The sequence below is a fragment of the Caballeronia sp. HLA56 genome, from assembly GCF_054655155.1.
Genome location: NZ_BAAHOB010000002.1, coordinates 316,452 through 338,703, shown reverse-complemented (window position 1 = coordinate 338,703; position 22,252 = coordinate 316,452). Strand labels below are relative to the sequence as shown.

Annotated in this window: 20 protein-coding genes and 1 pseudogene; 9 read left to right on the top strand and 12 right to left on the bottom strand. The window is 63.1% G+C overall.

Annotated elements, in window-relative coordinates; genetic code table 11:
- Positions 1 to 657 precede the first annotated feature (657 nt).
- From phbB to ACYQ47_RS07960, 3 genes are all read left to right on the top strand, one after another.
- Positions 658 to 1,401: an acetoacetyl-CoA reductase gene (phbB, locus tag ACYQ47_RS07970; RefSeq protein WP_244829882.1), complete on the top strand. Its 744-nt coding sequence runs from the start codon at positions 658 to 660 to the stop codon at positions 1,399 to 1,401.
- A gap of 79 nt (positions 1,402 to 1,480) precedes the next feature.
- On the top strand, positions 1,481 to 1,699 hold the full coding sequence (locus ACYQ47_RS07965) for a hypothetical protein (protein WP_244829883.1): 219 nt from the start codon (positions 1,481 to 1,483) through the stop codon (positions 1,697 to 1,699).
- 93 nt (positions 1,700 to 1,792) lie between these two features.
- On the top strand, positions 1,793 to 2,119 hold the full coding sequence (locus ACYQ47_RS07960; protein WP_244829884.1) for a hypothetical protein: 327 nt from the start codon (positions 1,793 to 1,795) through the stop codon (positions 2,117 to 2,119).
- A gap of 37 nt (positions 2,120 to 2,156) precedes the next feature.
- Here the strand turns inward: ACYQ47_RS07960 and ACYQ47_RS07955 are convergent, their stop codons facing one another.
- A complete protein-coding gene (locus tag ACYQ47_RS07955) occupies positions 2,157 to 2,456 on the bottom strand; it encodes a DUF4148 domain-containing protein (RefSeq protein ID WP_244829885.1) in 300 nt (99 codons plus the stop codon).
- Positions 2,457 to 2,892: 436 nt separating this feature from the next.
- Between ACYQ47_RS07955 and ACYQ47_RS07950 the strand changes: the two genes are divergently transcribed.
- Complete coding sequence (locus tag ACYQ47_RS07950; protein ID WP_459905016.1) at positions 2,893 to 6,378, top strand: response regulator; 3,486 nt, start codon at positions 2,893 to 2,895, stop codon at positions 6,376 to 6,378.
- A gap of 6 nt (positions 6,379 to 6,384) precedes the next feature.
- On the opposite strand, the gene lpdA is transcribed toward ACYQ47_RS07950, so the two are convergent.
- Both lpdA and ACYQ47_RS07940 read right to left on the bottom strand, forming a co-directional pair.
- The gene (gene lpdA, locus ACYQ47_RS07945; RefSeq protein ID WP_459905480.1) at positions 6,385 to 7,794 is read right to left on the bottom strand and encodes a dihydrolipoyl dehydrogenase; all 1,410 of its coding nucleotides are present in this window, start codon (positions 7,792 to 7,794) and stop codon (positions 6,385 to 6,387) included.
- Between the two features lie 171 nt (positions 7,795 to 7,965).
- Positions 7,966 to 8,184: pseudogene (locus ACYQ47_RS07940) on the bottom strand (biotin/lipoyl-containing protein); the annotation flags it as partial.
- 248 nt (positions 8,185 to 8,432) lie between these two features.
- Between ACYQ47_RS07940 and ACYQ47_RS07935 the strand changes: the two are divergent.
- Positions 8,433 to 9,770, top strand: coding sequence for a DUF2325 domain-containing protein (locus ACYQ47_RS07935; RefSeq protein WP_459905015.1), 1,338 nt, complete (start codon positions 8,433 to 8,435; stop codon positions 9,768 to 9,770).
- Here ACYQ47_RS07935 and ACYQ47_RS07930 read toward each other — a convergent pair.
- Genes ACYQ47_RS07930 through ACYQ47_RS07920 form a run of 3 tightly spaced genes read right to left on the bottom strand, consistent with a single transcriptional unit; the run spans position 9,767 to position 11,222 of the window.
- Positions 9,767 to 10,156 (bottom strand): winged helix-turn-helix domain-containing protein, encoded by a 390-nt coding sequence (locus ACYQ47_RS07930; RefSeq protein ID WP_244829888.1) that lies wholly within the window; start codon positions 10,154 to 10,156, stop codon positions 9,767 to 9,769. The genes ACYQ47_RS07935 and ACYQ47_RS07930 overlap by 4 nt on opposite strands.
- 35 nt (positions 10,157 to 10,191) lie before the next feature.
- The gene (locus tag ACYQ47_RS07925) at positions 10,192 to 10,740 is read right to left on the bottom strand and encodes a nitrogen fixation protein NifQ (protein ID WP_309958278.1); all 549 of its coding nucleotides are present in this window, start codon (positions 10,738 to 10,740) and stop codon (positions 10,192 to 10,194) included.
- The gene (locus tag ACYQ47_RS07920) at positions 10,737 to 11,222 is read right to left on the bottom strand and encodes a molybdopterin-dependent oxidoreductase (protein WP_459905014.1); all 486 of its coding nucleotides are present in this window, start codon (positions 11,220 to 11,222) and stop codon (positions 10,737 to 10,739) included. The genes ACYQ47_RS07925 and ACYQ47_RS07920 overlap by 4 nt, the downstream gene beginning before the upstream one ends.
- 136 nt (positions 11,223 to 11,358) lie before the next feature.
- Here ACYQ47_RS07920 and ACYQ47_RS07915 point away from each other — a divergent pair, with 136 nt between their 5' ends.
- Positions 11,359 to 12,276 carry an NHL repeat-containing protein gene (locus tag ACYQ47_RS07915; RefSeq protein ID WP_250528035.1) on the top strand — a complete coding sequence of 306 codons (918 nt, stop codon included), beginning with the start codon at positions 11,359 to 11,361 and terminating at the stop codon, positions 12,274 to 12,276.
- Between the two features lie 75 nt (positions 12,277 to 12,351).
- Here the strand turns inward: ACYQ47_RS07915 and ACYQ47_RS07910 are convergent, their stop codons facing one another.
- The 4 genes from ACYQ47_RS07910 to ACYQ47_RS07895 all read right to left on the bottom strand — a co-directional run bounded on the left by ACYQ47_RS07910 (position 12,352) and on the right by ACYQ47_RS07895 (position 17,209).
- Positions 12,352 to 13,302, bottom strand: a complete 951-nt coding sequence (locus ACYQ47_RS07910; RefSeq protein ID WP_244829892.1) for an ABC transporter substrate-binding protein — start codon at positions 13,300 to 13,302, stop codon at positions 12,352 to 12,354.
- A gap of 80 nt (positions 13,303 to 13,382) precedes the next feature.
- Entirely contained in the window at positions 13,383 to 14,399 is a 1,017-nt protein-coding gene (locus tag ACYQ47_RS07905; protein ID WP_244829893.1) for an ABC transporter permease subunit, read from the bottom strand.
- A 19-nt stretch (positions 14,400 to 14,418) separates the two neighbouring features.
- Complete coding sequence (locus ACYQ47_RS07900; RefSeq protein WP_459905013.1) at positions 14,419 to 15,978, bottom strand: sugar ABC transporter ATP-binding protein; 1,560 nt, start codon at positions 15,976 to 15,978, stop codon at positions 14,419 to 14,421.
- Complete coding sequence (locus ACYQ47_RS07895) at positions 15,968 to 17,209, bottom strand: ROK family transcriptional regulator (protein WP_250494370.1); 1,242 nt, start codon at positions 17,207 to 17,209, stop codon at positions 15,968 to 15,970. Before ACYQ47_RS07895 ends, ACYQ47_RS07900 begins: the two co-directional genes overlap by 11 nt.
- A gap of 328 nt (positions 17,210 to 17,537) precedes the next feature.
- On the opposite strand from ACYQ47_RS07895, the gene ACYQ47_RS07890 reads away from it, so the two are divergent.
- The gene (locus ACYQ47_RS07890; protein WP_459905012.1) at positions 17,538 to 18,044 is read left to right on the top strand and encodes a GAF domain-containing protein; all 507 of its coding nucleotides are present in this window, start codon (positions 17,538 to 17,540) and stop codon (positions 18,042 to 18,044) included.
- 309 nt (positions 18,045 to 18,353) lie between these two features.
- Complete coding sequence (locus ACYQ47_RS07885; protein ID WP_244829897.1) at positions 18,354 to 19,331, top strand: substrate-binding domain-containing protein; 978 nt, start codon at positions 18,354 to 18,356, stop codon at positions 19,329 to 19,331.
- An 85-nt stretch (positions 19,332 to 19,416) separates the two neighbouring features.
- Here ACYQ47_RS07885 and ACYQ47_RS07880 read toward each other — a convergent pair whose 3' ends face one another.
- Complete coding sequence (locus tag ACYQ47_RS07880) at positions 19,417 to 20,604, bottom strand: fumarylacetoacetate hydrolase family protein (protein ID WP_310391554.1); 1,188 nt, start codon at positions 20,602 to 20,604, stop codon at positions 19,417 to 19,419.
- A 147-nt stretch (positions 20,605 to 20,751) separates the two neighbouring features.
- On the opposite strand from ACYQ47_RS07880, the gene ACYQ47_RS07875 reads away from it, so the two are divergent.
- Positions 20,752 to 21,498: an IclR family transcriptional regulator gene (locus ACYQ47_RS07875; protein WP_250494366.1), complete on the top strand. Its 747-nt coding sequence runs from the start codon at positions 20,752 to 20,754 to the stop codon at positions 21,496 to 21,498.
- Here ACYQ47_RS07875 and ACYQ47_RS07870 read toward each other — a convergent pair.
- On the bottom strand, positions 21,465 to 21,998 hold the full coding sequence (locus ACYQ47_RS07870; protein WP_459905011.1) for a universal stress protein: 534 nt from the start codon (positions 21,996 to 21,998) through the stop codon (positions 21,465 to 21,467). The genes ACYQ47_RS07875 and ACYQ47_RS07870 overlap by 34 nt on opposite strands.
- Positions 21,999 to 22,252 lie beyond the last annotated feature (254 nt).

The following is a 22,252-nucleotide window of genomic DNA, read 5'->3' as shown; positions in this document are numbered from 1 at the left end:
AGTGAATTGTGATCACACGTCTTATTTGCAGATTGCCCGTCCTTATACGGACGGATTAATGTCATGCAAGACTTCGACTGAATAAGATGATTAATGAACGGCCGTGCGGTCCTTTAGACAATGCATCTGCTGCAACTCAAAGGACTTTTTACTCCAACTAGGGTTATTACCTAGTAATATGCAATTTATTGTCCACCTTTGTCGTTTAAAATCAGTGTCAATTGGTGCGACGCACAAGCACCATTCATCGAACAACTTCAAGTCTCCGTTTGCGCATTCGCACGATATCCGTGCGACGGAGTCGCTTGCTCGCGATTCTTGCACAGCCGGAGGTACACGAGGACAAACGCTGAACCTGAGAGATTTTCAATAAGGCCCATTAAATGGACCATTCGATTTTTGCAAGCTAGTTGGTGCACCGTTTGGTGCAAAACTTCCTTAATCGACATTACTGAATTTGTCGTTGCATCGACTGAATGCATAGGCGCGGCGTGCTAAAGGCTGCCACGCCAGCAACTGGAGGACGCTTTCCGAACATTTCGGGCAAGCATGCTTTTGCATGACATCTTCGCGCCGCGAGACTGCAAACCAAAAGTGCGGCGCGAGAAGCAGTTGAACATCATCGATCTGAGAGAAACGTAACGAGGGCTATCATCAATGACCAAGCGAATTGCAGTGGTAACGGGCGGCATGGGCGGACTGGGCGAAGCCATCAGTATCAAATTGCACGATGCGGGTTTCGCTGTCGTCGTGACGCATTCGCCGGGAAACGCGTCGGCGTCCGAGTGGCTCGCGAACATGGATCGTCAGGGCCGCGCCTTTCGCGCCTACGAAGTGGATGTCGCCGATTACGATTCCAGCCAGCACTGCGTCGCGAAAATCCAGCATGAAGTCGGTCCCGTCGATATCCTCGTGAATAATGCGGGCATCACGCAGGACACGACTTTCAAGAAGATGAGCAAGGTGAACTGGGATTCCGTCCTGCGCACGAACCTCGATTCCGTCTTCAATATGACGAAGCCGGTTTGCGAGGAGATGGTCTCGCGCGGCTGGGGCCGCATCGTCAATATTTCGTCGGTCAATGGATCGAAGGGGCAAGTCGGGCAGACCAATTATTCGGCGGCTAAGGCGGGCATGCATGGCTTCACCAAGTCGCTCGCGCTCGAAGTGGCGAAAAAGGGCGTGACGGTCAACACGATCTCCCCAGGCTATCTCGCCACCAAGATGGTGACCGCGATTCCGCAAGACATTCTCGACTCGAAGATCCTTCCGCAGATTCCAGCCGGGCGACTTGGCAAGCCGGAAGAAGTCGCGGCGCTCGTCGCGTTCCTGTGCTCGGAAGACGCGGGCTTCGTGACCGGCTCGAATATCGCCATCAACGGCGGCCAGCACATGCATTGATGAGCAAGGAGCGACGCGTCATGCGTTCAAGCGCGCGTGGCGCGTCGATGACGTCCGACATGTCGATACGGGTGAGTCCATGAACCAACTCAGCGCGGATGCCGCCGTCTACAACATCGGTCATCTCGATTCCGCGATCGAGCATCTCGAACAGGTGCTGAATCTCGAAGGCGCGAATTCGCTTTTTTCGAAGACTTACTGGCGCAACCGCGTCGTGCAGGCGCTATCGACGCCGGGACTCGCGCCGAGTCAGCATACGCGGCTTCAGCGGCTGCTCGATCGCATCGCGCAATCCTGAAGCGCAGGCGCTGTGTTTCCTCTGACCCGTGAAGAAAATCGCGGGCGCTTGTAATATGCGGGCCGTACATCAATCACGGCTCATTTCAAGCGTATGTCTTTACCATTCTTCACACTCGCGCGTCTGTGCGGCGCGCTCGCGTTCGCTCTTTCACTCACCGCGTGCGGGACCACGAGCGAAGTCACGGCCGGCTCGCAGCCAGATGTCTACACCGTGACCGGCAAGGCGACCGGCACTCGCATGTCCTGGTCGACCGCGCGCAGTGCCGCAATGGACGCCGCCAACGACTACTGCAAGCAACGCGATCAACGCGTGTCGATCCGATCCGAAGCGACGAGCGGCATACGCTCGCTCGAAGAACAGACTTCGACGGTATCGTTCAGTTGCGTGGCGCGCGCGGAGCAAGCAGCGCGCGATTAAACTCCCGCACCCGAAGGCGCGGGAGCTTCACAGCGACTTACTGGCTTGCGCCTTGTCCGATGCCCGCTTTCTTCTGAGCGTTCTGGACGTCTTGCGGATACGTGGAATCATCGCGCTTCGCGGGGTTGTAGCCCGCGTCTTCGAGCTTCTTCAGCTCGGCATTCTTCTTCGCGCGTGCCTGCTTGCGGGCGGCTTTACGTTGCGCCTTGGTCGACGGTGCGGCTTGAGTCGCGTCCGTCGTGCTGCTGGTCTGAGCAAAAGACAGCGGCGCGACGGAAACACCGAATGCAGCCACGATGACGGAAACGACGAGCTTACTGGCAAGCGTTGCTTTCATATCCTCTCCAAAAGTCGATTGATTCGTGCGGCCGGGACCGGCCGCCGAGGTCGGTTATAAGCACAGTCACAATCAGAAGCACCAGCGAACAGCCAAAGCCAAGCGACCGGCGTGCGCTCACCATTTGGATTGCGCCGCCCGCCGCTGCCGTGCATTGTAAGGTGGTCCGCGCAATTGTTCAGCAAAGTGAAAGAGCGCGAACGGACGTGCCGGTTTGGGCAACGTCGCGGATCGAAAGGCGCGTTCGTATTGGGCGATGCCATCAAGCGCCAATCAAGCGCCTTCAAGCGCCTTCAAGCGTTTCCAAGCGCCGACCGGTTATGATTCGCACCGGCCTGATTTGAAAAAATCTTCACATGCGCGTCGGCCGAAGCGCGCAAATACGTGCGCCGCGTACCGAGCGTCATTCACGAAACCATATCCATCGGAGTTGTCCATGCCATTGCGGTCCGGTGTCGATGAAACCACGTTTCGTCGCATTCTCTTGCGAAATATCGCGCTGCCGTTGGGGACGGGCATCGTCACCGCGGTCGCGTTCGTCGCTCTCGTGTTGTATCTGCTCTCGGGCATCGACTGGGTCGAGCACTCGGAACGCGTGATCGGCAATACGCAGGAAATCGGGCGGCTCGTCGGCGAGAAGGAAAGCGCGGTACGCGGCTATCTGCTCACCGGCGACGAGAGCTTCCTCGCGCCTTACGAGACCGCCAAACCCAAGCTCACCGCCGATATCGATACGCTCGCCGCGCTCGTCTCGGACAACACGCCGCAAGTGGACCGCATGATCCGCATCCGCGCGTTGCAGACGCAATGGGACAAGGTCGCCGATGCCGTGATCGCCGAGCGTCGCGCCAACGGTAATGCGCTCGCGCAGATGCGTGCCGGAGGCGGTGCGGCGGAACGCGCCGAGACGGTGCGCGAGCTGGACGCGTTTCTCAACATCGAGCAGACGCTGCGAATTCAGCGCGTGGAGTCGGCGAAGGAACTGACGTCCATTACCGTCATCGTGTTTCTCGTGCTGAGCCTGTCGCTTTCAGTGATTCTGGCGGTCTTCGGCCGCCGCGAGCTCTTGCAGCTTTCGAACGCGTATGGCCTGGCACTCAGCGAACACGAGAAGCAGACGCGCGCGTTGCAGGAGCAGGCGTGGCTGCGCGAGGGACAGACGCTGCTCGCGGCGCAGGTGATCGGCAGGCAGTCGCTCGACCAGTTGTGCCAGACGGTGCTCGACTTTCTGGCCGACTACCTCAAGGTATCGATAGGCGCGTTCTACGTCGTCGATGTCGACGGCGCGCTCCGGCGCACCGCGAGCTTCGGCTTCGACCCGGACAGCGAGACGTCGCCGCAGACGCTCGCGGGCGTGAAGAGTCTCGTCGGGCAGGCCGTGCATTCGAAGCGCCTGACGAACGTGGACGAAGTGCCGGCCGGCTATTGGAAGGTCACCTCTTCGCTCGGCTCGGCCACGCCGACGAGCCTCGTCGTCGTCCCGATCGAAAACGAGGGCGAGGCAAACGGCGCCATCGAACTCGGCGCGATGCACGCGCTCACGGAACGCGAGCGCCAGTTCATGTTGTCGGTGGCGGGGAATATCGGCGACTTCGTGGAGGCGGCGCAGTATCGCGAGCGCTTGCAGCAAGTGCTCGAAGAGACGCAGCAGTTGAACGAAGAGTTGCAGACGCAACAGGAAGAACTGCGCACGACCAACGAGGAACTGGAGCAACAGACCAACGCGCTGTCGCAGGCGCAGGTGTATCTCGCGAACCAGAAGGCCGAGCTCGAACAGACCAACGATCAACTCGCGGAACAGGCGCGCGTGCTCGACGAACGCAACGCGGCGCTGAACTCGGCGCAGGAAGTGCTGGAGCAGCGCGCCGAGGCCTTGCAGCGCGCAAGCCGCTACAAGTCCGAGTTCCTGGCGAACATGTCGCACGAGTTGCGCACGCCGCTCAATAGCTCGCTGATTCTCGCGAGACTGCTCTCGGAGAACAAGCACGGCAATCTCACGCAGGATCAGATCAAGTACGCGCAGACGATCTATTCGGCGGGCAACGATCTGCTCAATCTGATCAACGACATTCTCGACTTGTCGAAGGTGGAAGCGGGCAAGCTCGATCTGCACATCGAGCATGTGCCCGTGCAGCGCATCGTGGATACGCTTTCGCGCACCTTCGAGCCGCTCGCCCGTCAGAAGAAGCTGAAGCTCGAACTGCGCAACGACATCGAGCAATATCCGACGCTCACGACCGACTTCCGCCGGCTCGAGCAGATACTCAAGAACCTGCTCGCCAACGCGGTGAAGTTCACCGACTCGGGCACGGTCTCGCTCACGCTGAAGAACGCGGGCAAGGACGCGGTGCAGTTCGTCGTGACGGATACGGGCATCGGCATTGCGCCGGATCAGCAGGAAGCGATTTTCGAAGCGTTCCAGCAAGCCGATGGCACCACGAGCCGTCACTACGGCGGCACGGGTCTGGGCTTGTCGATCTCGCGCAGTCTCGCGCATCTGCTCGGCGGGTCGATTGCGTTGCAGAGCACGCCGGGCGTGGGCAGCACCTTTACGCTTACGATGCCGGTCATCTATGACGCCCTCACGCCGCCCGTGCAAAACGCGCTCGAACTCGTGGCGCCTGTGCCTGCACCCGCGCCCGTTTCGGCGGAGACGCCAAATGCGCCACTCGATGACGTGGCCGCGTTGGTCACACCGACGCCCGTGATCGACGACGACCGGCTCGACGCCGCAGCCGCCGGCCGGCGCCTGGTGCTCGTCATCGAAGACGAAGCGAGCTTCGCCCAAGTGCTGCTCGATCTGGCCCACGAGCTGGGTTATCGCTGCATCGTGAGCGGCACGGCGGGCGAAGCGCTGCGGCTGGCGCAAGAACGTTCGCCGAGCGCGATTCTGCTCGATATCGGCTTGCCGGATCGCTCGGGGCTCGTCGTTCTGCAAGAGTTGAAGGCGAACCCGAAGACGCGGCATATTCCCGTGCATGTCGTGTCGGCGTCGGACAGAAGCGAGGCCGCGCTGCACCTCGGCGCGATCGGCCACGCGGTCAAGCCGACCACGCGCGAACAACTCATGGGCATCTTCCAGCGGCTCGCCGACAAGAGCAGTCAGAAGATCAAGCGCGTGCTGCTGGTCGAGGACGATGCGCGGCAGCGGCAAAGCATCGTCGAACTCATCAGCGATCAGGACGTGGAAATCACGCCTGTCGAGTTCGGCAAGGACGCGCTGGAGTTGCTGAAGACGACCATCTTCGACTGCATGATCATCGACCTGAAGCTGCCCGACATGCAAGGTGGCGATCTGCTGCGGCAGATGGCGTCGACGGATGCCTTGTCGTTTCCGCCGGTGATCGTCTACACGGGCCGCAATCTGACTCACGACGAAGAAGCGGAACTCATGCGTTATTCGCAGTCGATCATCATCAAGGGTGCGCGTTCGCCGGAACGTCTGCTCGATGAAGTCACGCTCTTCCTGCACAAGGTCGAATCCGACCTGTCGGCGGATCGCCAGGCGATGCTGCACGTCTCGCGTTCGCGCGACCGCGTGCTCGACGGACGCCGCGTGCTGCTGGTGGACGACGACATCCGCAACATCTTTTCGTTATCGAGCGCGCTGGAGCATCAGGGTTTGAAAGTGGCGATCGGCCGCAATGGTTTCGAAGCCATCGAGGCGCTCGACCGGCACGCGGACATCGACGTCGTACTGATGGACGTGATGATGCCCGGCATGGATGGACTGGAAGCGACGCGACGCATCCGCGAAGATGCGCGCTTCAAGAAGCTCCCGATCATCGCGATCACCGCGAAGGCGATGAAGGACGATCAGGAGCAATGCCTCGCCGCGGGCGCGAGCGATTATCTGGCGAAGCCGATCGATGTGGATCGGCTGTATTCGCTATTGCGGGTGTGGATGCCGCGGCGAGTCTGAGCGGCTCTAGATGTTGAGCGCGCGCTTGTTCACCGCAAGCGCCGCTTCCCGCATCACCTCCGACAGCGACGGATGCGGGTGCGAGATCATGCCGATGTCTTCCGACGCCGCCTTGAACTCCATCGCCACCACGGCTTCGGCAATCAGATCCGACGCGTTTGCCGAGACGATATGCACGCCGAGAATCTCGTCGGTCTTCGCATCGGCGATCACCTTGATGAAGCCGTCCGTTTCACCAATGCCCATCGCGCGGCCGTTGGCCATCATCGGGAACTGGCCGGCCTTGAAGTCGCGGCCCTCGGCCTTCAGCGCCTGCTCGGTCTGACCGACCCATGCAATCTCCGGATGCGTGTAGATTACCCAAGGAATGCAGTTGTAATCGATGTGCGGCTTCTGACCGTTGATGATCTCCGCCACCAGCACGCCTTCGTCTTCGGCCTTGTGCGCAAGCATGGGACCGCGCACGACGTCGCCGATGGCATAGACGTTCGGCACCTTGGTCGCGCAATGGCCATCGACGGGGATGAAGCCGCGCTCATCGGCGGCGAGCCCGATCGAGTCGAGACCAAGATTGGCCGTATTCGGCACGCGGCCGATGGAGACGATCAGACGGTCCGCATCCAGCGTCGCCGCGTTGCCGTCCTTGTCCTTGTAAGACACGGAGACGCCCGCGTCGCTCGTCTTCACGCTGTCGATCTTCACGCCGAGGTGGATCGTCAAGCCTTGTTTCTTGAATTGCTTGGCGGCTTCCTTTTGCAGCGCGGTGTCGGTCGAGCCTAGGAAGTCCGGCAGCGCTTCGAGTATGGTCACTTCCGCGCCGAGCCGCCGCCACACCGAACCGAGTTCCAGACCGATCACGCCTGCGCCGATCACGGCGAGCTTTTTCGGCACGGAATCGAAGGCGAGCGCGCCTTCGTTGTCGGAGACGATGCGGTTATCCACGGGCACGTTCGGCAAATGACGCGCCTTCGACCCCGTCGCGATGATCACGTATTTCGCCGTGTGGCTGCCGTCCTTGTCGCCGCCGCTCACTTCAATAGTGAAGTTGCCGCCAGCCTTGCCCGCGAGCTTGCCGTGGCCCTTGAGCCAGGTGACCTTGTTCTTGCGGAAAAGGAACTCGACGCCACCCGTGATCTTCTCGACGATCGCTTCCTTGCGGCCGATCAGCTTGGTCAGATCCAAACTCACGTTCTCGACGTTCACGCCGTGATCGCCCAAATGCAGTCGCGCATTCTCGAATTCTTCCGACGATGCGAGCAGCGCCTTCGACGGAATGCAGCCGACGTTCAGGCACGTGCCGCCGAGCTTCGGCTTGCCGGCCGGGTTGATCCACTCTTCGACGCACGCGACCGAATAGCCGAGTTGCGCGGCGCGGATCGCGGCGATATAGCCGCCGGGACCGGAGCCGATCACGATGACGTCGTAATCGGCTTTCTCGCCGGATTCGGCTTGAGGCGCGGGCGCGGGCGCCGCGGCAGCGGCCGGTTGTTCGGCGGCGGGCTTTTCAGGCGCGGCGGCCGGCTTCTCGGCAGCCGGAGCCGGAGCGGGCGCTGCCGCGGCTTTTCCTTCCGTATCGATGGCGGCGAGGATTTCATCCGCGTGGACGATATCGCCTTCCTTCTTGAGAAGCTCGCCCAGCACACCGGACGACGGCGCGGGAACTTCCAGCACGACTTTGTCGGTTTCCAGTTCGACGAGGATTTCGTCTTGCGTCACCGGGTCGCCCGCTTTCTTTTTCCAGGGCAACAGCGTTGCCTCGGTGACAGACTCGGAAAGCTGCGGAACCTTGACTTCAACCCTTGCCATTCAGATTCTCCTTGTGAGCATGCTTGTGCGATGGAAACCGTGCGGCGGCGAGGGGCGGGGCGCTTGCCTCCGTTTGCATATGTTTGCATCCGTTTCGTCCGTCCCGGCCGCGCAGAAGCCACAGGATACGCCGTGTGCGGCACGCTCGCCGCACTGCCGCTTGCCGGACGGCCCTCGCTATATTCGGTGGTATATTGCGAAAACAGACGCGGACCGACCATTCCCGCCCGATCGAACATGAGGTGATCATGCAGGCCCCTCCGTTTCCACTTGCCCGCCCGACTCGCATCGACATGCACGCGCGCACGTCCGACGCATGTTGCGAGCCGCAGCCGCAGCCGCAACGAGTCGCGGCCGTGGCTGCGGACGCGCGCGGCGCGAAGAAGCGCGTGCGGCTCTCCGAGCTGGATTCGCATCTGCATTGCTCGATTATCGGTACTTGTCTCTCCACCAACGAGTTGCGCAAGCTGGTGCCGAAGTTCACGAACCTGGATCGTCATCACGCGAGCGATCTCGACATTCACCACGCGGCGGTCGAACTGGCGATTGCGGGCGGCGCGGGCGCGAAGGCGCTCAACAAGGCGCTCGACGAACGTTATTCAGGCGCGCTCCGCCGTTTCGATGCCGCGCGCAGCAGCGACGCACTCCTCGACCTTTGGTCCGATGCGCTCAAGTCCGGCGACATCCCGCCCGCCTACTGGGCGCTGATGACGCATCCGCACGCGAATATCGAAGTGCGGCAGTCGGCGTTTGGCGAGCTGCACATGCTCTCGCATCTCGTGGGCGCGGCGAATCGCGCGGATATCCGGCGTCTCGTGGCGCTCGAAAAAGAGAACGCGGAGCTGCGCGACAAGATCGAACGGCAGCAGACGCGTCTGCTGGATGTGAGCGGCGAGCGCGACGCGTCGCTGCGCCAGTTGAGCGAGTTCGCGGCGCAAGTCGAACGCAAGCCGGAGACGGACCCGAGCGAACTCGAGGAAGAAGTGCGACGCCTGCGCGAAAAGGCCGAGGAAGGCGAGCGCCGTCTCGCGCTGCATACGAGCCGTCGCGAAGTCGCGGAACGGCGCGCGCAGCAGGAAGAGGACGAAGCCGAGACGCTGCGCGCGCGGCTCGCCGAGGCACAAGCGCTATTGAAAGTCGTGCAGGCGGAATGCGCGGCGCTGGAACGCGCGACGCTCGATAACGCCGAAGCGTCCGACACGCGTCAGCGCGCCTTCGACTGGGTGAACGGCAAACGCATCGTCTATGTGGGCGGCAGACCGAACTCGAACGCCGTGTTGAAGTCGCTCGTCGAAACGGCAGGCGGCGCGCTCACCGTGCACGATGGCGGTATCGAGGATCGCAAGGGATTGCTCGCCGCCGCGCTGCCGAACGCGGACGTGGTGCTGTTTCCGGTGGACTGCATCGACCATGATTCGATGAACACGTTGAAGCGCGTCTGCGACCGTCACGGCGTGGACTACGCGCCGTTGCGCACGGCGAGCGTGGCGAGTTTCGTGGAATTCGTCGCGCGGCTGGACGTCGACGAGCGCGTGAGCCGCACGAGCGCGCCGCCGCGTTCGGCGTTCTGCCTGCGCCACGGTTAGGACTTGAGGAGCTTCGTCAGTGCGCCGATGTGTCCGGCGCACGCGGCGTGCGCTTCGGTTTCGATATCGCGGTAAAGCTGCACGATGCGTTCGCCCACGGGCGTCAACACGCAGCCGCCGCCGCTCTGGCCGCCTTGCTCGGAGACGGTCGCGGGCGACTTCAGCGAGCGGTTTAATTCGTCGATGAGCAGCCACGCGCGCCGATACGACATGCCGAGACTGCGCGCCGCCGCCGAGATCGAACCGTGTTCGCGCACGGCTTCGAGAAGCACCACTTTGCCCGGCCCGAGCGCGATTGCTTCACCTTTGCGGATGCGCATGCGAAAGCGCACTTCGACAGCTTCTTGGGCCGTCGCCGCAGGTTTCGTTTTGAGGGATGTGGCCATGCCCGAGAGAATACACGAACGAGACCCTCCGAACGCTACTGGCGAAACGGATAGCAGAAGCGGTAATCCTCGCAACCCGGACAGCCCGGCGCGCAGGTCGGCGCGACGCCGTTTGCGCTCGCCACCTCGTACGCCAGGAACTTCTTCCAGCGCATTTCGTCGACGTTGCGCGCGGCGAGCGCGGGGTAATGGCGTTCGAGCATGGCGCTGACATCGGCGCGGCCATCGAGTCCGAGATCGCGCCATAAATGGTCGGGACGCAGGCACGCCGTGGCGATGATCATCGCGAGACAATGCGCGTCGTCGGGAGAATGTGTCAGCGTCACGTCATGGTGCATCAGAAGCGCATGAAGATCGTGTACGAACACGCGGTGCGGCGTCGACGGCGGCGTATGATCGCCGTCGATTGTCTGCGTGAAATGGCGCGTGGTCAGGGCATCGAGTTCCGGCTTGTTAAGACCGAGCAACGATACATCGCCGGCTTCCATGCGCGCGCCGATCAACCGCGCGAACAACACCGTATCGGGCACGGCTGCGTGAGCCGCTCGGGCGAGAAGGGCGCGCGCCGCCGCGTTCACGTTCATGGCGAGTGGCCGCTGCCGAGCACGTGGGCATCCACGCGTACCAGCCGCTTCAGGTGGCGCGGCGCGTGCACCGTATCCGCGCCGGCCACCAGCACCGGCAGGCCATCTTCGACGCCGAGTTCGCGGTCCGCACACGCATACGCCACGATCACTTGCTCGCCCACGGGCGTGTTGAAAAGCTCATGCCAGGAAAACGTCACTGCATAGCCATCGTGCGCATGCGCGAGAAACACGGTGCGCTTGAAATCCGTGCTGCCGGGACGGCGCACGCCAGCGGCGTCGAGCAGCACGCGCAACTGCACGCCCTGATATCGTTCCACTGGTCGAATATAACGTCCGGTCGAAAAGCAGACGAGATCGAAGGGATCGATGCTCGCGCTCGCAAACTCGCGCAAGGCGGCGACATCGAGCACGAGCGGACGTTCGACCGCGCCGCCAATCTGAACGACAGGTGAAAGGCTGAGCGAATGCGCGTGATTCATGGCGATGACCGGGCGGATGCGATGTATCGCTGAATATATTACGGCAGATTGTACGATGCCATGCCTTTCGCGGCATGATGATCATGGATGCGGCATTATTCACAACTATCGTTTTCCGGCCAACGGGAGAGCCTTCATGAGCCGTCGTCCTGCGTGGATCGCGATTTTGGCGCTCGTCACCGCCGCATGCACTTCGGGCGGAGGCTCGGTCAGCGCGCCGCAGACGGTCCAGCTTTCCGGCTCGCCGAACGGCGTCGCGGTGCGCGCGTCGGATGGCGCGGTGTTCGTCACCGACGACAAGACCAACAGCATCGTGATGACCTCGAATCTCGACGCTGCATCGCCCGACTTTTCGCTCTACGCGCGCATTCCCGCGCAGGAAGGCGAGCGCGGCGCGCTCAGTCAGATTGCGTTTGCGCCGAACGGACATCTGCTCGTCGAGCGCTTCGGCTTCGGCAAGAACAGCGCGGTGTTCGACATCGCCGCGAGCGGACAAGTCGCACTTGCCGCCGATGCAAACCCGTCGCGACGCCGCCTCGGGCTCGTCGTGCTGGACAGCGGCACGTTTTTGTCGAGCTGGTTCGGCAAGGAAGGCGATGCGCCGTCGATGGGCGGCGTTAGCCTGATCACACGCGGCGCGACGCCGGGCAGCGTGACCGAGCGCGATCTCGTCATCGGCCTGAAGAAGCCGGTGGGCCTCGCGGTCGTCGGCGACACGCTGTTCATCAGCGATCAGGCGGCGAACCGCATCTTCAAGGTCGATCTGCAGGACGCGCGCACGGCGGGCGGCCCGGTGCAGGCCACCAATGTGTTCGCCACCGTCGATGCGCCCGATCTCATGGCCGCATCGCCCGATGGCACGCTCTACACGAAATGCGGCGCGCACGCGTTGTGCAGTGTGTCGAAGCGCGGTACGGCGGCGGTCATCGCCAGCGACTTCGACGCGCCTCGCGGCGTGGCCGTCGATGTCGCGCGCAAGCGGCTGATCGCGGTGGATCGCGCGGGTGCGTCGTCGGGCAAGACGAGCGCGCTGCGCGTGTTGCCGATCAGATGAGCGAGCGCAGGGGCGATCCGAAAAAAGAAGGCGACGCATTCGCCGCCTTCTTTCGCGCCTACGTCACGTCGAACCTCAACGCGGCGACGACCAGCCCTTGTAATTCGCCACGTTTTCGCGCGTGACGAGCGTCGACGGCATGAGGATCATCGTGCTGCTCGGCTTCTTGCCGTTCATCAAGTCATAACCGACGCTCACCGCCTGCTGCGCCATCGACCACGGGTCCTGACTCGCGGAAGCCTGAATCTGCGTATCGGTCTTGAGCGCGTTTTCGATATCCGGCGCGCCATCCACCGACGTGATCACGATATTGTTGCGACGCAGTTGCTTCGCCGCGAGATCGCTGCCGATGGCTTGCGGATCGTTAATCGCGAAGAGGCCGTCGAGCTTCGGAAACCGCGTGAGATAACCTTGCATCGCGTTCATGCCGCCTTCGCGCGAACCCTTCGCGTCCTGGTCGTCGGATAGCACCTTGATGCCCGGATTCTTCGCCAGTTCCGCCTTGCAACCCTTCACGCGATCCGTCACGGCCGAAACCTGCGGCCCGTTCTCGATCACCACGTTGCCCTTGCCGTTGAGCTTCTTCGCGAGGAAATCGCACGCGAGTTCGCCCGCCTGCACGTTGTTGGTCTGCACGGTGGCGTCCGTTCCGGCAGCGGCCACGTCGACCGCGACCACCACGATGCCCGCCGCCTTCGCCTTCTTCACGGCGGGTTCGATCGCCTTCGGATCGACCGCGTTGAGCAGGATCATGTCGACGTGCGCGGAGATGAAGTTGTCGATCTGCGTGAACTGCTTGTTCATGTCGTAATCCGACGATACCGCCGTGACCTTGACGCTCGGATTGATCTGCTTGGCCTTGGCTTCCGCGCCGCGCGAGATGGTCACGAAGTACGGATTGCCGAGCGAGCCGACCGTGATGCCGACCGACTTCAGTTGCTTGTCGGCGGCCTGCGCGGCGGGCAGCGCCGCGCAAAAACCGACTGCGAGTGCGACGCTGGCGAAAAGCTTGTTGTGTTTGCGCATGTTGTTGTCTCCAGTGGGTCCATTCGAGTTGGACGGGCGCAGGCGGACCTGCATGCGCCCGGTGTTTTCAAAGCGAAACTTCAGGTTCGGGCCGAACCGCGCTGGCGGTAACGGTCGAGCGCCACCGCGCCGATGATGACGAGCCCCTTGATGATGTACTGCCAGATATCCGACACGCCGAGCAGCACGAGTCCATTCGACAGCACGGCGATGATCAGCGCCCCGACCAGCGTCCCGACGATCGACCCCACGCCGCCCACGAAACTCGTGCCGCCGAGAATGACCGCGGCGATGGCATCGAGTTCATACGATTGGCCGAGTTGCAGACCGTTCGCCGCATAGAGCCGCGCCGCCGACATCACCGCGCCGAGACCGGCGAGCAGTCCCGACATCGCGTAGACGAAAAGCTGGATGCCCCACACCTTGATACCCGAGAGCCGCGCCGCCTCCGGATTGCCGCCGACCGAATAGATGCGCAGGCCGAGCACCGTGCGGCGCAGAATGAACCACGAAATGGCGACGACCGCAAGTGCGATGATCACGAGCCACGGCACGCCGAGCACCGTGTCGTTGCCGATGAACGCGAACGAAAGTTGCGGGTTGAAGATGGTCGTATCGTTACCGATGAGCCGCGCAATGCCGCGCACCGCCGTGAGCGAACCGAGCGTCACGATGAACGGCGGCAGTTTGAGCAGCGAGATCAGCAGCCCGTTGACCACGCCGAAGCCGAGACCGACGGCAAGCGCGGCCGGAATGCCGAGCCAGCCGAGATGCGGCAGGTTCGACGCAAGCAGCGCGGTGACAGCCGCCGCGGACAGGATCGAGCCGACCGACAAGTCGATGCCGCCCGTGAGAATGACGAAGGTCATGCCCGCCGCGAGCACGATGTTGATCGACGCCTGCTGCGTGACGATCGACATGTTCTGCAGGCTGAAGAAGCCGTCGGTGACGATGCCGAAGCCGATGCACAGCAGAATCAGCACCGGCAACATGCCGGCGGTGCGCATCAGCACCTGCATGCGCTCGCGATGTTCGATGCGCGTCTGCCGTTCCGCCGCGCCTGGCCCGACGTTGTCCTGCTTGGTGGTGTTAGCCATGTCTCTCTCCAATGTGCTTTTATGCGGCCTGATCGAGCTTGACCTTCGAGCCCGTCGCCAGTTCGATGATCCCTTCCTGCGAAATCGGCTTGCCGGAATGTCCGCCGAGTTCGCCCGCTATCAGGCCTTCGCGCATGACGAGCACGCGGTCGGCCACGCCGATCACTTCCGGCAACTCGCTCGAAATAACGATGAGGCCGACGCCCGAGCGCGCCAGTTCGTTGATGATTCGATAAATCTCCGACTTCGCGCCGATGTCGACACCGCGCGTCGGTTCATCGAGGATCAGCACGTGCGGTCGCGTTTCGAGCAGACGCGATAGCAGCACCTTCTGCTGATTGCCGCCCGATAACGCGCCCGCGTTCACCCGCATGTTCGGCACGCGGATGGTGAGCGCGGCGATTGCCTCGCGCGCGCGGTTGTTGCCGTGCGCGATGTCCATCACGCCCATCTTGGAATCGCGTCCGGCGACCGCGACGTTGATGTTGTCGCGCACGCTCATGTCGAGAAACAGGCCCTGACCCTTGCGGTCTTCGGTGAGATAGACGAGGCCAGCGTCGATGGCATCGCGCGGCGTGCGCACCTTGAGCGGCTTGCCGTGCATCAGGATGTCGCCGCGCGTGCGTTCCTCCGCGCCGAAGATGAGGCGCGCGAGTTCCGTGCGTCCCGCGCCGACGAGTCCCGCGATGCCGAGCACTTCGCCCGCGTGCAGTTCGAGACTGCAGCCGCGCACGCGGCGGTTGTCGGCGATATCGCGCACCGACAGCACGATCTTGCCGGGATCGTAAGGCGCGTGTTCCTTCTTGTAGAAGCCGGAGATGTCGCGGCCCACCATCATCTTCACGAGGCTCTCGGCGGAGAGTTCGTCGCGCTTGAGCGTGCCGACGTAGCTGCCGTCGCGCAGCACGGAAACGCGATCCGACAGCTCGTAAATCTCCGCCATGCGATGACTGATGTAGATGATCGCGATGCCTTCCGCGCGCAATGTGCGCACGAGCTCGAACAGCCGGTCCGTTTCGCGCGATGAGAGCGGCGTGGTCGGCTCGTCCATCACGAGAATGCGCGCGTGGGCGTGCACGGCGCGCGCGATTTCCACGAGCTGCCGTTCCGCGATGGAAAGATCGCCGACGAGCGTATGCGGCTTGAACGACGCGCCCAGCCGCTTCAATACGTCCACGCAGCCGCGCTCCATGCCGGCGCGATCCACGACGGACCACGGACCTCGGCCCTTGCGCAGTTCGCGGCCCGCGTAGATGTTCTCGGCCACCGAAAGATTGGGCGCGAGACTCAGTTCCTGATAAATCACGGCGACGCCGAGCGCACGCGCCGCGAGCGGACCGTCGATGACGACCGGCTTGCCATCGATGAGAATCTGCCCGCCTGCATCGGCCTGATACGCGCCCGACAGGATTTTCATGAGCGTGGATTTGCCCGCGCCGTTTTCGCCCATCAGCGAATGCACTTCGCCCGGAAAGACCGAAAGACGCACGTCGTTCAGCGCGCGCACGCCCGGAAACGTCTTGCTGATGCCGCGCATTTCCAAAAGCGGCGTACGCGGGTCCGCGGTGTCATGCGGCATGGTTCACCTCTTGCGTTTTGATGCCCGCGTGGCGAAAGCCGGCGCGCGGGGAGAAGTTGTAGAACATGGGCAACGTGGCGGCGCCGATCGCGCCCGCATCCGGGCCGAAGGTGCCGCGCACGAGCGCGGGCGTGCCGCGTGCCTCGGGCGCGTTGGCGGTCATCGTGGTCCGGAGGCGTGCAACGAGCCGGTCGAGCAGGCCGCCGTCGATGTCGGAATCGATCACGACCATCGGCACGTCGAGCACGCACAGGGTTGCGCGCAACGCGGGCGCGAGGGCTTCGATGCAGTCCTCGATCCATTCGTCGACGGCGGGCAGGCGTTGTTCGATGCACGCCTGCAAGTCGACGCGGTTGTCCGCCGCCGCGCCGCTGTAGTGCAGATGCCGCACGAGCGCATTGAGCGAGGCGCGCGACAGCAAAATGTCCCACTGCCCAGCGGGTTGCGGGGCGGAGGGCAGGCGGCTTGGCGGCACGGGAATCACGCCGATATCGCCCGCGTTGCCGGATGCGCCGCGCAGACAATCGCCGTCGATGGCAATGCCGCCGCCGATCGCCGAGCCCAGGAACAGGTAGATGAAGTCGTCGCACGTGCGGCCGTGACCGTAGAACAGTTCGGCGGTGGCGGCGGCGTTGCCGTCGTTTTCGCTGAAGACGGGCAGGTTGAGCGCGCGCGAGAGGGCGTCGGGGAAATCGGTTTCGTCCCAGGCGCGGAAGTTTTCGGCGGGCAGGCCGAGTTCGCGCAGCCAGCTGCCGAGATTGAACGGCTGCGCGATGCCGATGCCCGCGAGCCGTTCACGTTCGGACGCGCTAAGCAGCGCGAGCATCCGTTCGACATCGCGCCGCACGATTTCGAGCACGACCGACGGATGCGGCAGCACCATGTCGATGGCGCTGCGCCCGAGCACGTCGCCCGCGAAATTGACGAGCACCGTCTCGATGCCGGTGCGGTCCAGCCGCACGCCGATACCGAACGCGCCGCGCGGATCGAGCCGGATCAGCGCGGCCGGCTGACCGCGCTGGCCTTCGATCCGGCGTCCGGTGTACTCGATGAGCCCGGCCTTGCCGAGCGATTCGATGATGCTGCCAACCGCCGTGCTCGTCAGATTCGCGTGACGCGCGAGATCGGCCTTCGATGCGGGCTCGGTGCGCCGCAGCGCCTGCAACAGCAGGCGTTCGTTGTAGCGCCGGACGTTCGCGGAGTTGCTGCCTCTGCCGCTTGCTGGTTTCACGCGCCTGTCTCCTGTCGAGTCAGCACATGAAGCGCTGCTCGTTGTCTCGTGTCGCCCTCATGCGGGGCATTAATTAAATCAAGTTGATTTATTTAAAAACGGCGGCGCGTTCTTGTAAAGTGAGGGAATTCCCCAAGCCTGCTTTTAAGCAGCGAATGAAAACCATCCGTGGCATGCGATGCAAGCAACGCTCCCGACGAATGTGCGCCTTTCACACTAGGCGATAGACCCTTCAGTTCCAAGTTTCGGGCGTCCGTGCCTTTGCCTGCGTGGCGATGAGCGTTGTGCTATCGTCGGCGACACTTTTCGACATTGCGGTTGCGCCATCATGTTTTCGATCTCTCAGTCGGCCCACGCGAGTAAAACTGCCCAGTACGACGATCTGCTTCAACAGGTGCGCTCGCTGCTGGCGGACGAAAGCGATTTCATCGCCAACGCGGCTAACTTTTCGGCGCTGGTTTTTCACTCGCTGCCTGATTTGAATTGGGCGGGCTTTTATCTTTTCGACGGCGCCGAGCTCGTCGTCGGGCCGTTTCAAGGCAAGCCGGCGTGCGTGCGAATTGCGCTTGGACGCGGCGTGTGCGGCACGGCGGCACGCGACCGGCGCACGCAAGTCGTGCCGGATGTCGAGGCGTTTCCGGGTCATATCGCGTGCGACTCGGCGTCGCGTTCGGAGATCGTCGTGTCGCTCGTCGATGCCGCTGGCGCTCTGATCGGCGTATGGGATGTGGATAGCCCGATTCCCGGCCGCTTCGACGATGAAGACGCCACGGGCATGGAAGCGCTGTGCACGGCGTTCGTAGCGATTGCGTGGAGCAAGCGCGCGAAGAGCTGATGGCCGTTTCTTTGAAGCGCGCGGTTTTGCAATCGGCGCGGTATGCGCTTGCAGTTCCCGTTTAGCTCGACGCGAGACACGCTCCGGTCGAGATCACGCGGTAGCTCGCTGGACGCTTGCGGCTCTACTCCGCTCAACGCACCTCACGCAGTGGGAGCGATCACGCAATAGTTCGCTGGCCGTGCGCGTCATCACTCCGCTCAACGCAATCCATCCGTCGAACGTGGCCACGCGGTAGTTCGCTGCGTTTCGGCAAGCGTCTTCCCCGCCTGCGGCTACAATGGGGCGACCCTAACGCCCTCCATTCCGATGCCGAGCCTTGCCCGCCGCCGTCTGCTTGCCGCGTGCGCCCTGAGCGCGAGCGGCCTGGTACGTGTTCGCGATGCGCGCGCCGCCGATGGCCGCGCTACCATCGCGCTCGTGATGAAGTCGGTGAACGATCCTTTCGTCGTGTCCATGATCGACGGCGCAAACAACTACCAGCGCCATTTCGCGTCGCAACTGGATCTGATCGCGCGCGGCACGCAGGGCGACAACGACGTCGCCGCGCAAATTCAAATCGTCGAGTCTTTGATCGATGCGAAGGTTCAGGCCATCGTGATCGCGCCGACGGATTCGAAAGCGTTGCTTCCCTCGGCCACGAAGGCGATACGCGCGGGCATCATCGTGATCGCCATCGACAACGCATTCGACGACGACGCCGACGACCCGGCGTTCACCATTCCCTTCGTTGGTCCGGACAGCCGCCGGGGCGCGCGGCTCGTCGGCAATTATCTCGGCTCGAAGCTGAAAGCGGGCGATGAAGTCGGCATCATTGGAGGACCGGCGAACGACCGCAACGCGCAGCAGCGCGCCATCGGCTTCAGGGATGCGATGAACGCGGCGAACGTGCGCGTCGCGGCCGCCGACGCGGGCGACTGGAGTCTCGCGAGCGGCAAGTCCATTGCGCTGCAGATGCTCTACACGCGCCCGACCTTGCGCGGCATGTTGTGCGCGAACGATACCCTCGCGATGGGCGCGATCGATGCCATTCGCATCGCCGGGAAAAAAGGCCGCGTGCTGGTCACGGGCTATAACAACATCGACGCCGTGCAACCGATGCTGGAAGACGGGCGCCTGCTTGCGACGGTCGAGCAGTTCGGTGCGCGTCAGGCGGTATTCGGCGTGGATGTCGCGGTGAAGGCGCTACTGGAGAAACGGCGACAGCGGGATTTGTCGCCGTACATGGAGACGCCGGTGCAGGTGGTGGCGAAGGGGATGAAGCGCCCGCCGAGGCTGGGCGCGTGATCGTAATGCCTGCTGTCGCTCGATGACCTGCGCGTCGCCAGATGGGCCATGCGCGCAGGCTGAAGTTCAGGCGATCCTCTAACGCTCAACCCGCCGCCCCGCCCAACAACCCACGCGCCGCCAGACTCCGATACAACGCGCGCACCCCAAACGTCCAGGGCTCGACTTCCGTCGAAAGCTGCACCGTGTTCACGAGTGCGCCCAGACTCGGCGTGGCAATCGTCACCACGTCGCCGAGATGATGCGTAAAGCCGCCGCCCGGCGTGTCGCGGTCCTTGATCGGCGAAAACATCGTCCCGAGGAACAGCATGAAGCCGTCCGGGTATTGGTGATGCGCGCCATGCGTCTGCTTGACGAGGTCGGCGGGATCGCGGCTGATCTCGCTCATATGGCTCACGCCTTCGAGCACGAAATCGTCGTCCGCGCCTTCGATGCGCAGCGACAAAGTCGTGCCGCGCACCGTGTCCAAAGTGAAGCGCTCGTCGAACAGGCGCACGAACGGGCCGATCGCGCACGAAGCGTTATTGTCCTTCGCCTTGCCGAGCAACAACGCGCTACGGCCTTCGATATCGCGCAGATTCACGTCGTTGCCAAGCGTGGCGCCAACGATCTCTCCGCGCGCGTTCACCGCCAGCACGATCTCCGGCTCCGGGTTGTTCCATTGCGATGTCGGATAAAGCCCCACGTCCGCGCCAAAGCCCACCGACGACATCGGCTGCGACTTCGAAAACACTTCCGCGTCCGGCCCAATGCCCACTTCCATGTATTGCGACCACGCGCCGCGCCGCTCCAGCTCCGCCTTCAACTTGGCCGCGCTCTCCGAACCGGGCTTGATCTTCGAAAGATCCGCGCCGATCAATTTGTTGATGGTCTCGCGAACTTCCTTCGCCTTCGTCGCATCGCCGCCCGCCTGTTCCTCGATCACGCGTTCCAGCAAGCTCACCGCGAAGGTGACGCCGCACGCCTTCACCGCCTGCACGTCGCAGGGCGCGAGCAGGCGTGGACTGTCGGTTGCGGCATCGAGCGTGGCTTGCAGCAAATCTTCCACGGTGCCGAGGCGTTCGCCTTCAGCCGTGCGCGCGATGTTCACGGCGTCGGGATTGTCGAAGAGATCGGCTGTGGTCGGCGCGGCGCGCGTAATGTCGAACACTTCGCCCCGGCGCACGGCAATGACCGCTGGGCCGTTCACCGGCGCGGGACGCCATACGCGGCCGATCAGCAAGGCATCGGCAAAGTCTTCGGGCAGATACGCGGAAAGGGAAACGGGCTGCATGAGTGGGATCACCGTGCACGGGAAAAGGGAAAACGATCGTAGCCCGCAGGTGCGTTAGTGTCCATTGGGTTGCATGTTTATCCAACCTGTTGGAATATGCGTGGTCTCAATCTCGCTTCCGATTTAGTAATAACCGCGACCATCGACATGGATAAAGCCTACGACGTGCCCGCCCTGCGCCGCGCGAACGACATTCTTCAGACGCTCGCCGACGCCGCCAAACCCGTGCGCGCCGCCACGCTCGCCGAGACCACCGGGTTGTCGCGCAGCACGCTCTATTTGCTGCTGGAGACGCTTGCGCGCATGCAGTGGGTCGAGAAGCGCGACGATGGCTACGTGGTCGGCGTCGGCCTGTTCGAGCTCGGCAACGCGTACGTGCGTCACGACAAGCTGCAGGCGGCGTTTCGCGAGGGCGCGGGCGCGTTCATCAACACGCATAACGAGGTCGTGCAGCTTGCCGTGCTGGATGGCGTGCAGGTCGTGTATGTCGCGCGCGAGGACGCGCATCGGCCGGTGCGGCTCGTATCGGATCTCGGTTCGCGGCTGCCCGCGCATTGCTGCGCGCTCGGCAAGGCGCTGCTGGCCGGTCTCACCGACGATGCCATCAGCGAACGCCTGCCCGAGCGTCTCGAAGCGGTAACGCCGCGCACCATCACGCGGCGCGCGGCGCTGTTGCGCGAGCTCGCGTCCATTCGCACGAGCGGTCTCGCGCTCGAACGCGAGGAAGTGACGGAAGGGCTTGCGTGTTTCGCGGCTTATGTCGGCATGACGCCGGCGGGCAAGCGCGTGGCGGTATCGACGAGCGTGCCCATCGGAAGGCTCGATGCAAAGCGCGAAAAGCAGATTTCGATGGGCATCGTTCAGCTTGCGGCGTTGTTGCGCGGGGCGCTGTGAGCTTGTGTGAAGCGCGCTTCGATCGCCTGCATTTCGCCCGTATCGAACACGTGCCCCACGCCATGCGATGCAATCAGAACGTCGCATGCCGTATGCGTGCAGTTCACGTCGCGCATGCGCGCTTCGCCAAATCTCCAGCCGGTTTCCGCTTCGCCGCCTAAAACGATCAGGTCTGCGCCGATCTCGCTTGCAACATCGGCAATTGCCTCGCCGATGCTCACGCCATGCGGCGGCAGCGTGATGCTACGCGCGACGCCATCGATGCCCGCGCGCTCGATCATCCGGGCGCTATAGCGCGTGACAGCGCGCGCGTGATCGTCGATGACCGCGGCGGTCTCCGCGAAATTGCACTCGGCGGTGACGACGGCCCACCACGGCGTCTGATCGACCACATGCAGCGCGGTGAGGCGCGCGTTGCAGTCGCGGGCGCGCGAGATGGCAGTGGTCAGGGCGCTTTCGCTGAGGCTCGTGCTGACCGCGACGAGAATGTGCTTGTACATGATGGCCTCCGTTGCAGGGTTTCGATTCGATGAAACGCATGATCGGCGCACAGAGTTAGGAGCGAATGAGCGGCGTGGAAACTTCTACAACGCGCATTTAAAAGCTTCCGGCCGTCGCACTTACGCGGCAAGCGCAAATTCATGCCAACCCGCCCGCACGTTCGCGCCAGGCCGACAAATGCCATCGCGGAACACGATTTGCTTGCTGCCTGCCCTCGGATGATTCCGCTCGGGCGCCCCGCATACGCGGCGTC